Genomic DNA, 16032 nt, shown 5'->3' with positions numbered 1-16032 from the left:
TTAAATTATTTATTTGTAATGTTTCCATCCACATCACGCGATACTTTCATATCAGATGCTGGGATATAACCAAGTTCAACAACATCAGCTTTTTGAACTTCATCTGAAACCATGTAGTCTAGGAATGCTTTTACAACTTCATTAGGTTCACCCTTTGTATACATATGTTCATAAGCCCATACTGGGTAAGTTCCTGCTGTAACATTCTCTACTGTCGCTTCAACACCTTCATATTGAACGGTTTTAATTGAATCGTCTAGATAAGATAATGCAAGGTATCCAATCGCACCTGGAGTTTCTGATACGATTTTTCTAACGTTACCTGATGATTCTTCTAGAATTGAACCTTCAATATCATCAACTTTCGTACCCATTGCATATTTTTCAAAAGTACTGCGTGTTCCTGAACTACTTGGACGGTTTACAATAACAATTTTTTGATCAGCTCCGCCAATTTCGCTCCAGTTCGTAATCTTACCAGAGAAGATATCTATAAGTTGTTGCTTCGTTAAGTTATCTACACCAATTTCTTTATTAGCTACAGTAGCCATCGCAACGACTGCTACTTGATGATCAACCAATTCTTTAGCTTTATCAGCATCTGCATCTTTTAACTTCTCTTCAGCAAATACGTCGGAGTTACCTATGTCCGCTTGTCCTCCAGATACTTGTGTAAGACCTGTACCGCTACCGCCACCTTGAACTTGAACTGCTATTTTGGAATATTCTTCTTCAGCCATAAATTTCTGTCCTACTTGTTCAACTAATGGTTGTAATGCTGTTGATCCAACTGCTAGGATAGAACCTGTTAAAGCTTCTGTTTTTGTTTCTGTCTCTGTCTCTGTAGTATTTGCTGCCCCTTGGTTAGCACCGTTGTTTGTAGCGTTGTTTGTTCCACATGCTGCTAGTGCAATGACTAGTGCAAATGACCCCAATAATAGAAATGGTTTTCTTAATCTCATCTTTTATCTCTCCTCCTAATATATCTGAATTCACCATGTTGAGTCGTTTTCTGTAACTCACAAACTTATTATAATTCTCGAACATTTTTTCAAAATCGTTATTATGTAAATTTAAAAACAAATATTATAATATAAACTTTATATTTCTATAGATTTTATCTATAATAGTTGTATTACAATCGAATTAGGTGGTGAGATACATCAATATTTTAAAACTGATGATCCTTGTATATATTGATAAATATAAAAAAGTAACGGATGTTGCAAAAGAACTAAATATGAAACAACCTTCTGTGACATTCCATATGAAAAGTTTAGAAGAGGAAATGGGTGCTGTCTTATTTGAATCTAAGAGAGGACGTATGATCTTAACCGAAGCAGGTCAGGCTCTTTATCCTTACGCCTTAAAAATAACTGGACTTGCTGCTGAAGCCAAAAAAGTTGTTCGAGATTATTCAGTATTGGAAAAAGGTACGCTATGTATTGGTGCGGATCAAGGTACCAGCATCTTCCCTTTACCTCTATTAATTAGTTCCTTCACCAAACATCATACGGGTGTTCAACTTCGTATTATTAATAAGCCAACTCAAACAATTAAATCTTTATTAAGTGATCATGATATTGATATTGCCATATTTCATTCTACCGACCATCAACAATCCTCTGACGATGCCATAGTTATCAATCCATTACTCGATGATGAATTAGTAGTCATTTTTGGGCCCCAACATCGATTTGCAGATTTTGAACATATCGACCCTCAACACATAGCCATGGAATTCTTCATTCAACATGCTGAAGGCTCCTTTATTAACGAGTTTACACAACAATGGTCTAGTAATAACAGCATTCATCTCTGGGAGCGTATTCAGTTGGATTCAATGGAAGCCATCAAGTTGACCGTGCAATCCGGGGATCATATCTCCTTCTTCCCGAAACGAAGTATCCAACTCGACCTTGAACAAGGACTTCTTAAGTCTCTTCCAATTCCAGGACATGTTATTCCTAATATAAGACCTGTCATAGCTTTTCAACAAGATCCAACTCATTTATCTCTACGTAATGAGTTTGTGGAATTCTCTAGAAATTATACCTTTTAAGAAGAAACAGAAATATAAGAAATAGAGTATCATTTGAAAAAGCCGTTAAATACTTGAGATCCAAGTATTTAACGGCTTTACTTTATTTAACGCACTTCAAATGATTTAGGATAAGCGCGAACTGTAGTCTTCATAACCAAATTGTCTAATAATCTTGATTCCATCTGTGTCATTATATGTTGCAATAGAAGGTAAGTTTACCCCATTAAACATATGATTCTTAACCATTGTGTAATGCCCCATATCACAGAATACAAGTTGATCACCAGGCTTCAATGGTTCTTTGAAGGAATAGTCTCCTATTACATCTCCAGCAAGACAGGTCATTCCACCTAATCTATAGGTATGAGCATATTCACCAGATACACCTGCATCAATAATGTTTGGTCTATACGGCATTGCTAGTACATCAGGCATATGACATTCAGCTGAAGTGTCAAGAATCGCAATATTCATACCATTATCTACAATATCAAGGACAGTAGCCACCAGATAACCTGTATTTAAAGCGATTGCTTCACCTGGTTCTAGATACACATCAACATCGTATTTATCTTTTAGATACAGGATCGTACTAACAAGTTTTTCAATGTCATAATCAGGTCTCGTAATATGATGCCCTCCACCAAGATTAAGCCATTTCATACCTTTGATATACTCTCCAAATTTCTCTTCCACCACTTTAAGCGTGCGCTCAAGTGTATCTGAGTTCTGTTCACACAAGGTATGGAAATGGATTCCATCCAAACCTGCGAGTTCCTCTGGTCTGAAATTGGACAGCGTTACTCCTAGTCTTGAATGATTATAGCAAGGATCATATAATGGAGTCTCAATTTCCGAGTATTCTGGATTCACTCGAATACCACATTCAATGGTCTTCGAGTGAACACTCTTTACCTTGTCCTTATATTTATTCCATTGATCAAAGGAATTAAAGACAAGATGGTCAACATAACCTAATAACTCATCAAATTCTCTATCAATATATGCAGGCGCATAGGCATGTACTTCTTTACCCATTTCTTCGAATCCAAGTCTAGCTTCGAATAATGAGCTCGATGTTACACCTTTTAAGTACTTTCCAACTAATGGGAAGACAGAAAACATCGAGAATCCCTTTAGGGCAAGAAGAATTTTAGCACCTGTACGTTCTTGTACAGAATTTAGGATTTCAAGATTCTTTAGTAGCAATCTTTCATCCACAATATAACAGGGAGACGGGATCGAACTAATATCAATGTCTATTCCCATAATATATCCCTCAATCAAGAAGCGTTGGCGAGAAATCTTCTTGCCACGGCAGTCCATGTTTATTTAGAGCTTCCATAAATGGATCAGGGTCGAATTCTTCTACATTATATACACCAGGCTTCTTCCAGATCCCTTTAATAATAAGCATAGCCCCTATCATAGCAGGAACCCCTGTTGTATATGAAATAGCTTGGGAACCAACCTCTGCATAACATTCTTCATGTACACAAACATTATATACGTAATAGGTTTTTGGCTTTCCGTCTTTAGTTCCTTGAATAATACAGCCAATATTGGTTTTTCCTTTGGTTCTAGGTCCTAGTGATGCAGGATCCGGTAGTATTGCCTTTAAAAATTGAAGTGGAACAATCTCTTTACCTTCATATATGATAGGCTCGATGGAGGTCATCCCCACATTCTGAAGCACATTTAAATGATTAAGATAATTCTGTGAGAACGTCATCCAGAATCTGATCTTCTTGACTCCTTTAATGTTAACAGCTAACGATTCTAATTCTTCATGATATAGGAGATAGATATCTTTCGGACCGATTTCTGGTAGGTCATAAACCTTCTTCTCAGAAAGAGGCTCCGTTTCAATCCATTCACCATTCTCGAAATAACGGCCTTTAGCAGTAATTTCACGAATATTGATTTCAGGGTTGAAATTGGTTGCAAAAGCATACCCATGATCTCCAGCATTTGCATCCACAATATCAATAGTGTGAATTTCATCGAAATAATGTTTTTGTGCATATGCAGTGAAAACACCAGTCACACCAGGGTCAAATCCACTTCCAAGCAAAGCTGTAATACCAGCCTTTTCAAATTTCTCTTTATAAGCCCACTGCCACTTGTATTCAAATTTAGGTGTATCCAATGGCTCATAGTTTGCGGTGTCTACATAATGTACACCAGTTGCAAGGCACGCATCCATAATGGTCAAGTCCTGATAAGGGAGAGCCACATTAATAACAACATCCGGCCCAAAACTTTTAATCAACTCAATGACCTCATCAGTATTATCAGCATCCAGCTGAGCCGTATGAATAATTGTACGGCCTCCGGCCAATTTATTTTTTAGATCTTCGCATTTCGAAACAGTCCTACTTGCAATGCAAATCTCTTCAAAAACATCCGGGTTCTGGCAGCATTTATGAACTACAACACTTGCAACGCCACCAGCGCCAATAATTAAAGCTTTTCCCAAAATTGATAACCTCCTAAAATTCATATGCAAAAATCAAACAAGGACGATTATACAAAAGATACTACAAATAATCAATAAAAACGTCAAAAAACTATCATTTTTCAGGATTACCCCATAGTTTTTTTATAAATCCTCAATAATCCATGATAATTCTTCATATCCCATCATTTTAATTCGATAAAGTTAAACATATAAGATTTATGTGTATATTTTATTTTGATAACAATATGATTCCAATCATTCATCAAAATATGCATTATTGATAATACTCTTTTACAACGATAAAATATGGATAAGATCGGATATATCCTTACATAAAATAAAAATCAACTTAAGAGGTGATCATAGTACATGCCAAGCTTAATTCTAGAGGGAGGTACACTCAGACCGATATTCAGTTCTGGTGTCATGGATGCACTCCTAGATCAGGATTTAATGTTCCCGTATTGCATTGGTGTGTCCGCAGGAATCAGCAACGGGTTCTCCTATATATCTAAACAAAAGCGAAGAAATCTAATCATTATGGAACAGTATCGCCACGATCCACGTTATATTGGATACCGTAATTTCCTACGATCTCGTAGCTTATTCGGATTAGATTTTGTATTCGGAGAGATTCCTAGTAAGTTACTTCCCTTTGATATAGAAGCATTCCAAAATTACAACGGGCAATTATTGGTTGGTGTCACGAATGCCCACACTGGATTACCTGAATATATAAATGGAATGGATGTTGACGAGAAGTGGACCATGCTTCGTGCAACCTGCGCAATTCCTTTATATTTCCCTGCTATTGAGTTGAATGGGAATAAATATTATGACGGGGGATTAGCTGATCCAATTCCTATTCGTAAGGCAATTGCCGACGGCAATGATCAACATCTTATTGTTCTAACACAACCCAAAGGTTATGTGAAGAAATTCAGCAAACAAAATGCGATGATCGGCAAACTATTTAGGAATAAATTCCCTCAGCTTGAAGAAGTATTACTAACTAGACATGAGAAATATAATGAAACTGTACAATTCTGTGAGCAATTAGAGCAAGATGGAAAAGCGATCATTATCCGTCCAGGTCAAGCTCTTAACAGCTTTGAAAAGGACATCAACAAGCTTAGATATTCATGCCAACATGGTTATGACTTAGCTATGAACAACATGAAAGGTATCCATCAGCTTTTCCAATGAGAATTATCGAAGCCTCAAGATATTAACTTAGATCATATATGCTAATCCAGTAAATTATACAAAAAAAAGGGTTTACACTGAGTGTCTAAATTCAGACCTTTAGTGTAAACCCCTTTTTATGCTAAGTTTTCATTTCTTAATTGCTTCATTTCAATAGTTAATTAAGCATGAAAATCCGTTCCGGATTTGACAGCTTGGATATGACCAGCTCTTATAACAAAATCTCCGAAATGTTCGTCTACCTGACGTTCCTTCGCAAATTGGTGAATCATCGGATTTAAAATAGATAGAATCTCTTCTTCTCCGATATTTTCACGATATAATTTGTTCAATCGTTCTCCCGCAAAACCGGCCCCTAAATACAAATTGTATTTACCAGGACCTTTGCCCATGAACGCAATCTCTCCTAGTGCTGGTCGAGCGCAACCATTAGGGCAACCTGTCATACGAATAGTAATTTCCTCTTCAGCTAATCCTACTTCTGCTAGGATAGGCTCTATCTTATCAAGAAGAGTAGGTAGATAACGTTCAGACTCAGCCATAGCCAAGCCACAAGTCGGAAGGGCTACGCAAGAAATAGAACTTCTCCGTAATGCAGTATAATGTGAACCATCTGTAAGTCCATACTCCTTGATCAAAGCCTCAATTTTTTGCTTCTTCTGGTTCGTTATGTTGCCAATAACGACATTCTGATTCGGAGTAATTCGGAAGTCTCCCGTATGAATCTTAGCAATTTCCCGTAAGCCCGTCATCAAAGGATTGTTCTCTTGATCTTCAATCCGACCACTAGCAATAAATAGAGTTAGAAACCATTTCCCGTTCGTTCCTTTGACCCATCCATAACGATCACCATTATGTTTAAATTCGTAAGGACGCGCTTCTTCAAGTTTCCATCCAAGTCTATCTTGAAGTTCGTTAATAAACCATTCTATTCCATATCTATCGATTGTGTATTTGAATCGAGCATATTTACGAACTGAGCGATTGCCATAATCACGTTGGATCATGATCGTTTTCTCTGCTAAATCGACCACCTGTTGTGGTGTGCAGAATCCGATTACCTTCGCCAGTTGTGGGTACGTCTGTGTATCTCCATAAGTCATCCCCATACCCCCACCAACAGCTACATTAAATCCTTTGAGTTGTCCCTCTTCATAAATAGCAATTAGGCCAAGATCTTGGGAGAAAACATCCACATCATTAGTTGGTGGTACCGTTACACCGATTTTAAACTTACGTGGCAGGTATAACTTACCGTAAATTGGTTCAACTTCTTGCTCACTCTTATCGGTATCCACTACCTTTTCACCATCAAGCCAAATCTCATGATAGGCATTGGTACGTGGAGCAAGGTGATTACATAGCTTATTGGCCCATTCATACACTTCCGCATGAACCTCCGACTGATAAGGATTCGGATTACACATGATATTACGATTCACATCACCACAAGCGGCTAGCGTAGTTAGCAATGTGTCGTTTATGGTGCGTATACTCTTCTTTAAATTCCACTTCAAAATTCCATGAAATTGGATAGTCTGCCGCGTAGTCAGACGTAAAGATCCTGTAGTATACTCACGAGCAAGACGATCCATTTCTAACCATTGAGCTGATGTTAGAACCCCTCCTGGAGCACGTATCCGCACCATGAATTGATAAGCAGGTTCTAGCTTCTGGCGATACCGTTCATTCCGTACATCTCTATTATCCTGCATGTAGCTGCCATGGAATTTCATTAATCGATTCTCATCCTCAGACATCGATCCAGTAATTCCATCTTTAAGGGCCTCTTCAAGTTCACCACGTAAATAAAGACTTCTTATCTTAATATCTTCTACATCACTTGGTGGACCATCCTGTAATACAACCGTTTTATTCTGAGTCATTAATTCTCTATCTCCTTTCACTTTCGCTGTTAAGTCTCAATATACGTCACGTTGGTAGCGGTTCTGCTGTTGCAAGTCAGCAAGATAAGCTAATGCTTGCTCGTTACTCTTGCCACCTACTTCTTCAATAATCTTAATCAAGGCGTTGTGAACATCATGTGCCATGTGTTTCTCATCACCACAAATATATACGGACGCACCATCTTCCAACCACTGATATAGCTCTCGGCCTTTTTCAAGCATACGGTGTTGTACATATACCTTCTGGTCCGTATCTCGAGAGAATGCAACATCCATCCGTGTAAGAACACCTTCCTTAACCCAACGTTGGAAATCTAGTTGATACAGAAAGTCTGTGAGGAAGTGCTGATCTCCATAGAATAACCAGTTCTTACCTGAAGCATTTGTCTCTGCTCGTTCTTCAATAAATGCACGGAAAGGTGCTACGCCTGTCCCTGGTCCAATCATGATAATCGGCGTCTCTGAATTCGCAGGAAGTTTGAAATTGGGATTCTGATGAATATATATCGGCAATGCATCACCAGATTCTAAACGTTCTGCACACTGCGTGGAGCAAACACCGTACCGCTCGCGGCCATTAACCTCATAACGGACTGTGCGGATGGTAAGATGAACTTCATCCGGATTCGCCTTGGAACTACTCGCAATCGAATACAGACGTGGAGGCATCTTTCGAAGGATCGATACGAATTCCTGTGTACTCGCATTCCAAGGAGAGAAATCCTGAACTAAATCTAATAAATCCTTTTCATTCAAGTAAGTTCTAAGCTCTTGCTCATGTCCTTCTACCAAAAGATCACTTAATCCCTTGTTAGACGTCAAATCTGCCGCTTTTTCTATTAATGGTTTTGTCAGGACCGTAATCTCAAATTGATTTAGTAATGCTTCACGAAGAGGACGCTCTTCACCCTTCTTATTGATCTGAACTAGTTCATCAGATTTCCAACCCATGGTCTCTATCAATGTATCCACTAAGTTAGAGTTGTTCTCAGGATATATTCCCACACAGTCGCCTGGTTCGTACTGCAATTGGGATCCTTCGAGGGATAATTCAAGATGACGTGTCTCACGTTCTGATCCACGAGCGTTAAGATTAATATTCTCAAGAACTTCAGCCTTAAATGGTGAAGTTCTTGAATATGCAGACTGCTCAGTTGACGTCCCGTTGCTAAATCCTGTGACTAATTCTGCGACTACAGAAGATCCTGAGGGTTCAATCAATTTAGATGATACATTGTCGAACCACTCAGCAGCTGATTCATCATAATCCACGTCACAATCCACACGATGAAAAATTCGATTTCCGCCTAATTCTTCTAAACGGATGTCGAAATCTTTACCCGTTTTACAGAAAAACTCATACGAGCTATCTCCTAAAGCTAGTACAGAGTATCGCAGATCCTTCAATTGTGGTGCTCTTTTACTATGCAAAAATTCGTAAAAAGGTAATGCGTTATCCGGTGCGTCTCCTTCTCCATGAGTACTCACAAGAATCAACAAATTCTGAACCTGCTTTAGGTTATTAGGTTTAAAGTTATTCATTGATGATAGATTAACTTTGAATCCTTGCTCTTCTAGTCTACGAGACAGACTTCCTGCTAGTCTTTGGCAATTACCTGTCTGGGAACCAAAGAGTATCGTAACATCTCGAGAAATAGAAACTGGATTGTTTACAACAACCTCAGTTACTTGTGTAGTTGTTTGTAAATTAATGTCAACTGATGATGGTGATGCTATACTTTGCAGAGCTGTAATATAGCCGCTCAGCCAGTTTTGTTGTGTTTCCGTTAGCGTTGGCAAAAGTCGATTAAGGAGTTCTACCTGCTCTTGATTAAAAGGGCTATTCATTACTTGTAGTTGCAACGTTATCCACCTCACAAAGAAATACAATCAGTTTTAATTCTCAGTATACTCATATGAATTATTAAATTTATGTTACTAACCTATCACAAAATGAGAATACGATCAATGTAAAAACGTAATCTATCAAATGATAATGTCAAATAAGACCTTATACCTAATTATAGATTTAGCTCATCCTTGAAGTCCAATAACAGTATCACAATAGAACCATAAGGATTTCTTATAGTGATTCCGTATGACCATGATCATTGGACATTTCTTGAATTTCATTTAATTCATCTACTTCAACTACATTGATCTTGAACACCTTGATCTCTTGAAATAATCTCTGCGATATTTCATTGATACTCATAGCTTGCTCAGCGATGTTGCTAATAGCATTATCCTGTTGCATGTTGGAAGCATTAACCTCCTGCACTCCTGCAGCTGTTTCTTCAGCGATCGATGCAACACAGTGAATAGACTCAGAAAGTCTAAAATTATTCGTTCTAGTTAAATCAACTTTCTGATGAATTTGTTCGATCTGCTTACTGATATCATCAATAGACTCATCAATGCTTTTAAACGATGATAAAGTTTCTTCGACTTTATGTTCTTGTTCATCAAGGCTCTCTTTTGTTTCAAGCATATATTTCTGAAATTCCATCATGCCTGTTTGCAAATCATTAATAATTGTTCCGATATGTACAGATGATTCCTTTGTTTGTACTGACAATTTTCTTACCTCATCAGCAATAACAGCAAAACCCTTTCCATATATCCCTGCTTGTGCTGCCTCGATAGCTGCATTTAATGAGAGCAAATTAGTCTGATTAGATATTTCTGTTATCGAATTCGTGATTCTAGTAATTTGTTGAGATTGTTCCATTAATTGAAGTAAAGCAACATATACCTTTTCTATCGAATTACGCGATTGTTCAGAACCCTTCTGTAATTCTGTAACAACGGCTACTCCTTTTCGTGTATTGCGATTTGCTAGATCACTAGTTGATACCATAACTTTGGTGAATTCCGTTATTTCATTTATTCCCTGCTCCAATTCATGAATTAAACTAGCACTTTGCTCTGATTGTTCTGCTTGCTGGGCCGCTCCAACTGATATTTCTTGAATGGTCTTAACAATTGCCTGATTCGTATGTGCTGTAATAGTGGAATGTTGTTGAAAAGAGTGGGCATTCATTGCTAGAGATGATGCGACAGACTGTGTCTGCTCAAGCATTCCCCTAACCCTCCGTACCATATGATCGAAATGATGACTGAGTTGACCTAATTCATCCTGCTGGGGTGAGTTGATCAGATACCTCAGATCACCCTCTGCTATTTGGCTTAGAGCCGATTGGATTCTATTAACAGGGGTCATAAAAGAGCGAATAATGAGTATAGCTATTACAATTGTGAATAGGATGACCACGATAGCCGCATACATTGAAATTGAAGATGTATCTTCTAGCAATTTTAGAGAATACAACTCAGCCTTTTGGGCATTCTCCTCCGCCGCTATATACAATTGGTCCGTTGTATTGTTCATTGCTTGGTTTATAGAAAGAACGTTTGTATATATGCTATTAATGATCTCAAGAGATGTATAGGGGTCTGCGCCTTGATTTTCAATTGTACTGATTAATTCTTCGATTTCTTCTCTGTATTCTATAATCTGATTTTGTAAAAGTTGCAAATCTCTGAATGCTGTTGAATTTTCTTCAAAAAACACTCTAGTTACTTCTGTATTAAGTTTATGTAGTGTTTCTTTGTAAACATTCACATACTTGAGATCTTTAGTCTGTGTAAGAGTTGTCACCAGTCCACTCATTTCTTGCAATAATTGGGATATTTGGACCACATTTATTCTTTTCTCCATCTCTACTTTTTGATTCTCCATCGAAGAGTGTACCAAATTAATGGTATAGTTCTGAAAAGATGCTACCCCCAGAAATATCACCGCAACTGCAGTGAAACTGAATATCAATTTCCATCTCATAGATAAGTGAAATTTCAAGCCCCTCAATAGTCTCATCTAGTTTCATCCTCCATTTTCTCTAACCATCATAATATAGGTCTTTTTTACTAGCATCTAGATTATATGAGTTTTTTATTAATAGAAATGTTCAAGTATGTTAACATAATGTAAACTGGTTTCTCTTTTCAAGAATTATGAGATAATAGGAACACTTACATAATAAGGAGGATATTAATATGTCTGATCGATTTAATCATTCCAACTACTTGATTCGCAAGAAATTTTTCAAGGTGCTCGGTGATGCTTTTCATATTTATGATGCTCAAGGTAATCTCGCTTTCTACGTTAAACAAAAAGCCTTCAAATTGAAGGAGGATATTCGGATCTTTAGTTCTGAAGATATGACGAACGAAATTCTTGTCATAAAGGCACGATCAAGAATTGATTTCTCTGCTACATACGATGTTGTCGACTCCAAAAGTAACGAGTCTATTGGTAGTTTTAGAAGAAAAGGAATGAAGTCGATATTGAAGGATGAGTGGATTATACTCGATAATCAAGATAGGGAAGTCGGGCTAATTGCAGAGGATAATATGTTACTTGCACTTGTTCGAAGAGTTCTGGTCAATCTTGTGCCACAGACCTTCAATGGAACCATAGGACAGCATAATGTTTTCACATTCAAACAACAGTTTAATCCTTTCATCCAAAAAATCGATTTGGATTTCTCCATGGATCGTAATAAATTGCTTGATCGCAGATTAGGTATTGCCGCTAGTGTGTTACTTGGAGCAGTCGAAGGATCACAACAATAAAGTGACTGTTTTATTTATAGATAGAAAAAGGAAATCGTAAGCGTGCCGCTACGATAACGGATTGTCCTTACGATCGCTGTTACCCTTGAATTTCTTGATTGTATAACCCCTATAAGGGTTGAAATCCAAGGGTAAAGGCGACCACTCCGTTTCTACAGGACAATTCCGTTCTCTTCGCTACTACGAAGGGGTTTCAGACATCACTTTCACAATTCATTTGTGAAAATGATGTCTGTTTTTCGTATAATAAAAATATCAAAATATAGGAACAAATCTTGTAGATACCTATTCCTTTGATATCAATAAGTGTAAGCATCGCCCCTTCAAAGTATTAGGCACCGTTCAGAGGGACACACATTATTAGATCAAATGAAGACAAGTAAGTTATCAAAGTTAATAGAAGTATTAAAGGTACTCATGGTATCCTCAATAGCTCACTTTTTATTTTCCCATTATATCAAGCTACAATAATTACTCTACAATATCTGTATCTGATTCGAACATAGATTTGATGAATATTTTTTATACATACGATTCATTTGAATGATTCAAGAAAACAAAATCATGTATTAAGTTCGAAGTAGCGAAGAGAACGGAATTGTCCTGTAGAAGCGGTAGCTTTCGCCTACAAGCTTTCCATAGGAAAGCTACTTCGAAAGCATATGCTTTACACTCGGATTTCAACCGCTATAGAGTTTATACAATCAAGAAATCCGAGGGTAACAGCGATCGTAAGGACAATCCGTTATCGTAGCGGTCGCACTAACAACAGTTCGAAGACTATGTCAGATGGCTCTTTCCGTTGTATTGACAAATAGTAGTAACCATCTTATGATCTATATGAGTATATGTTCATATACAAGGAGGTGTAAGTATTATGCAACAACAAGAGCATTCTTTCTTATCTGAGAAAACAGTAGATGAAGCTTCTCGCATTTTCAAAGTATTAGCAGATCCAACTAGGATCAAAATATTATATTTACTTTCACAAGAAGAATGTTCGGTAAACCACATTACTGAAGTATTAGAAATGACACAATCCGCTGTTTCCCACCAACTAAGTTTTTTAAGAAACCTACGACTCGTTAAGTATAGACGTGAAGGTAACACCTTCTATTACACTTACGATGATGAACATGTCATTACCATATTAAATCAAGTTTTATCTCATATCCATTGTCAGGAGGTATAAATATGAGCCATCACCATGGACACGATCATAGTCACGCACATCACGATCACACTCGTAGTCATAATCATTTTGAAGAAATGCGAGAAGGGAATAAAAAGGGGTTAGTTATTGCTTTACTGATAACTACTGGGATCATGTTTCTGGAGTTCTTTGGTGGATTAATTACGAATAGTTTAGCGTTATTATCCGATTCAGGACATATGCTGAGTGATGCTAGCTCTTTATTGTTAAGTTTAATCGCCATATGGTTTGCTTCGAAATCAGCTTCTCCCCATAAAACCTATGGTTATTATCGATTTGAAATATTAGCAGCTTTATTTAACGGAGTTTCATTGTTCGTAATCGCAGGATTTATAGTTTGGGAAGCCTCTGGGCGTTTTGCTGACCCCCCTTCTATTGCAAGTGGCTCAATGATGATCATTGCTGCTATTGGATTATTGGCTAATCTAATCAGTGCTTGGTCATTAATGCGAAAAGGTGACGTGAAAAACAATATCAATTTAAGAAGTGCATACCTTCATATCCTTGGTGATGCGCTTGGTTCTATTGGTGCCATTGTAGCTGGAATATTAATGCTATCATTTGGTTGGTACGTGGCCGATCCCATTATTTCTGTATTCGTAGCTTTACTCATCTTAAAGAGTGCTTGGGGGATCATTAAGCATTCCATTCATATTCTAATGGAGGGTACGCCTGTAACTATTCATCAGGAGGAAGTAAAAACAGCTCTAGAGTCGATTCATGGGGTCATCAATGTCCATGACCTTCATATATGGAGTATCACATCTGGATTAGACGCATTCAGTTGTCATGTTCTAATTGAGGACAATCAAGATGGTCAAATTATTTTGCAACAAGCGATTAATGTATTAAAGGAAACTTTTAAGATAGATCATACAACGATCCAAATTGAAACAGCTGATATTAAACATCAGGAATTAAAAGTATAAATGGTAAAGACTACTGACAAAAAGCCGAATGAGTTCTTCTTAGAAGATCATTCGGCTTTATTTTTTTCAGTAATTAATTATCTTTGCCTTCATAACGAAAGTGCGAGAAATCAGCATGGCTACCTTGGAATTGTTGCATGTCATGAGCAGCAATTCCAACAAAATTCCCAGTGAATCCACCTGATAAGAAACTGATATTTTGCATTTCAAAAAGGGGCTCCCATGCGGATCTTTCTCCAGTATGGTAAAAGAATTGTCCTTGTGTTTCATTTACCTCTACTGCTAAATAAATCGGAAGATCATCACGAAGTACAATTAATTCAGTGGTTAATGCAAATGTATTTTCCACACATCTCATCATCCTTAATACCTTACCTTGTCCCTCTTCGTGGCTAATATATACATAAAGGTAATTCTCGTCGTTCAGATACAACAATAATCCTGCCATTTGCAAGTAACTCTTAGATTCATACTCTAGAGCCGTTTCGGCTCGAAAATGTTTATCACATTGTCGAATAGCAAGGATATGGTGCTGGAATAGGCTTTGAATGGATTCTCCAGCCTTCAATCGAAGATAACCAGGACGCTCTGTAAAGGAACACCAGCTATCATCCGCCAATATTCGTAACGAATTCCATGTTTTCTTTAATTGTGGACCCTCAAAAGTATCTTCAAATATATACAATCGATCTTGTACTTCCACAGAAATTCCTTTCGGAACTGGAACTTCTAATTGTGGTGAATTCCCCCCTGCGGTTAATCGTAACCATCCTTCATCATTCCAGTATACCTGCTGTAAGGCTGTCTCACGTCCTAATATAGCATACTGGCCATCGATCGGACGCGTGCATAGATGCGCCATATACCATTCGCCTTCTGGTGTTTCCACGAGACTGCCGTGCCCGGCACATTGCAGTGGTAGCTCGGGTTGATCTCGCGAAGTTAGCATTGGATTAAGCGGATCCACTTCATAAGGTCCTAACAACTGCCTAGAACGCGCCACAGTTACCGCATGTCCTGTACCCGTTCCTCCTTCTGCTGTAATAAGGTAGTAATAGCCATTTTGTTTGTAAATATGAGGTGCTTCTGTTTTCTTTAATGGTGTACAATCAAAAAGTTTAATAGGATCACCAATTAATTGTTGCAGCTTATGATCATATTCTTGCATAACAATACCACTAGATTTATTACCCTCGACAATCCGATAGTCCCATAGTGCATTCAGTAACCACTTATGTCCATCATCATCATGAAATAATGACGGGTCAAACCCACTACTATTAATATAGATCGGTGCCGACCATGGTCCTTCAATACTCGGTGCAGTAATAAGATAATTATGAGTATCTTTAAACGGGCGTTTCGTACTTTTAACATCTGTATATATTAAATAAAAAAGATTATCGTGGTAACTCAATTGTGGCGCCCAAATACTGCAATTTTTTGCGTTTCCTCTTAGATCGACTTGATGGGCTAGAATATCTGTACGATGCTCCCAATTGACCAAATCCTTCGATTCATAAACCCTTACTCCTGGTAGCCATTCAAACGATGACACCGCTATGTAATAAGTATCTTTAACTCGTAACATACACGGATCAGGATTAAAGCCACGTAATATCGGATTTTTAATCATA

General features: G+C 37.7%; 12 protein-coding genes. 5 read left to right on the top strand and 7 right to left on the bottom strand.

Translation table 11 applies throughout. The features are described 5' to 3' along the window. Positions 1 to 5: 5 nt before the first annotated feature. Positions 6 to 962, bottom strand: coding sequence for a phosphate ABC transporter substrate-binding protein (locus tag LPB68_RS18260; RefSeq protein WP_068656298.1), 957 nt, complete (start codon positions 960 to 962; stop codon positions 6 to 8). A gap of 218 nt (positions 963 to 1180) precedes the next feature. On the opposite strand from LPB68_RS18260, the gene LPB68_RS18255 reads away from it, so the two are divergent. After that, complete coding sequence (locus tag LPB68_RS18255) at positions 1181 to 2062, top strand: LysR family transcriptional regulator (protein ID WP_068656300.1); 882 nt, start codon at positions 1181 to 1183, stop codon at positions 2060 to 2062. Positions 2063 to 2167: 105 nt separating this feature from the next. Here LPB68_RS18255 and nspC read toward each other — a convergent pair whose 3' ends face one another. Together nspC and LPB68_RS18245 are read right to left on the bottom strand one after the other, a co-directional pair. Further along, a complete protein-coding gene (gene nspC, locus LPB68_RS18250) occupies positions 2168 to 3307 on the bottom strand; it encodes a carboxynorspermidine decarboxylase (RefSeq protein ID WP_068656700.1) in 1140 nt (379 codons plus the stop codon). 16 nt (positions 3308 to 3323) lie between these two features. Further along, positions 3324 to 4523, bottom strand: coding sequence for a saccharopine dehydrogenase family protein (locus tag LPB68_RS18245; protein ID WP_068656301.1), 1200 nt, complete (start codon positions 4521 to 4523; stop codon positions 3324 to 3326). Between the two features lie 351 nt (positions 4524 to 4874). Here LPB68_RS18245 and LPB68_RS18240 point away from each other — a divergent pair, with 351 nt between their 5' ends. Next, positions 4875 to 5711 (top strand): patatin-like phospholipase family protein, encoded by an 837-nt coding sequence (locus LPB68_RS18240; protein ID WP_068656302.1) that lies wholly within the window; start codon positions 4875 to 4877, stop codon positions 5709 to 5711. 161 nt (positions 5712 to 5872) lie between these two features. On the opposite strand, the gene cysI is transcribed toward LPB68_RS18240, so the two are convergent. From cysI to LPB68_RS18225, 3 genes are all read right to left on the bottom strand, one after another. After that, positions 5873 to 7597, bottom strand: a complete 1725-nt coding sequence (gene cysI, locus LPB68_RS18235; protein ID WP_068656303.1) for an assimilatory sulfite reductase (NADPH) hemoprotein subunit — start codon at positions 7595 to 7597, stop codon at positions 5873 to 5875. A gap of 36 nt (positions 7598 to 7633) precedes the next feature. Then, entirely contained in the window at positions 7634 to 9481 is a 1848-nt protein-coding gene (locus LPB68_RS18230) for an assimilatory sulfite reductase (NADPH) flavoprotein subunit (protein ID WP_068656305.1), read from the bottom strand. 220 nt (positions 9482 to 9701) lie between these two features. Further along, positions 9702 to 11495 (bottom strand): methyl-accepting chemotaxis protein, encoded by a 1794-nt coding sequence (locus tag LPB68_RS18225; RefSeq protein WP_068656306.1) that lies wholly within the window; start codon positions 11493 to 11495, stop codon positions 9702 to 9704. Between the two features lie 179 nt (positions 11496 to 11674). On the opposite strand from LPB68_RS18225, the gene LPB68_RS18220 reads away from it, so the two are divergent. From LPB68_RS18220 to LPB68_RS18210, 3 genes are all read left to right on the top strand, one after another. Continuing rightward, on the top strand, positions 11675 to 12253 hold the full coding sequence (locus LPB68_RS18220; RefSeq protein ID WP_068656307.1) for an LURP-one-related family protein: 579 nt from the start codon (positions 11675 to 11677) through the stop codon (positions 12251 to 12253). Positions 12254 to 13130: 877 nt separating this feature from the next. Beyond that, positions 13131 to 13445 (top strand): ArsR/SmtB family transcription factor, encoded by a 315-nt coding sequence (locus LPB68_RS18215; RefSeq protein WP_068656308.1) that lies wholly within the window; start codon positions 13131 to 13133, stop codon positions 13443 to 13445. Positions 13446 to 13447: 2 nt separating this feature from the next. Beyond that, on the top strand, positions 13448 to 14395 hold the full coding sequence (locus tag LPB68_RS18210) for a cation diffusion facilitator family transporter (RefSeq protein WP_068656310.1): 948 nt from the start codon (positions 13448 to 13450) through the stop codon (positions 14393 to 14395). 73 nt (positions 14396 to 14468) lie between these two features. On the opposite strand, the gene LPB68_RS18205 is transcribed toward LPB68_RS18210, so the two are convergent. Beyond that, positions 14469 to 16031 (bottom strand): glycoside hydrolase family 43 protein, encoded by a 1563-nt coding sequence (locus tag LPB68_RS18205; protein ID WP_068656702.1) that lies wholly within the window; start codon positions 16029 to 16031, stop codon positions 14469 to 14471. Position 16032 lies beyond the last annotated feature (1 nt).

It is taken from the genome of Paenibacillus crassostreae (assembly GCF_001857945.1).
GTDB lineage: Bacteria > Bacillota > Bacilli > Paenibacillales > Paenibacillaceae > Paenibacillus_AQ > Paenibacillus_AQ crassostreae.
This window is presented reverse-complemented; position numbering and strand designations above follow the sequence as displayed.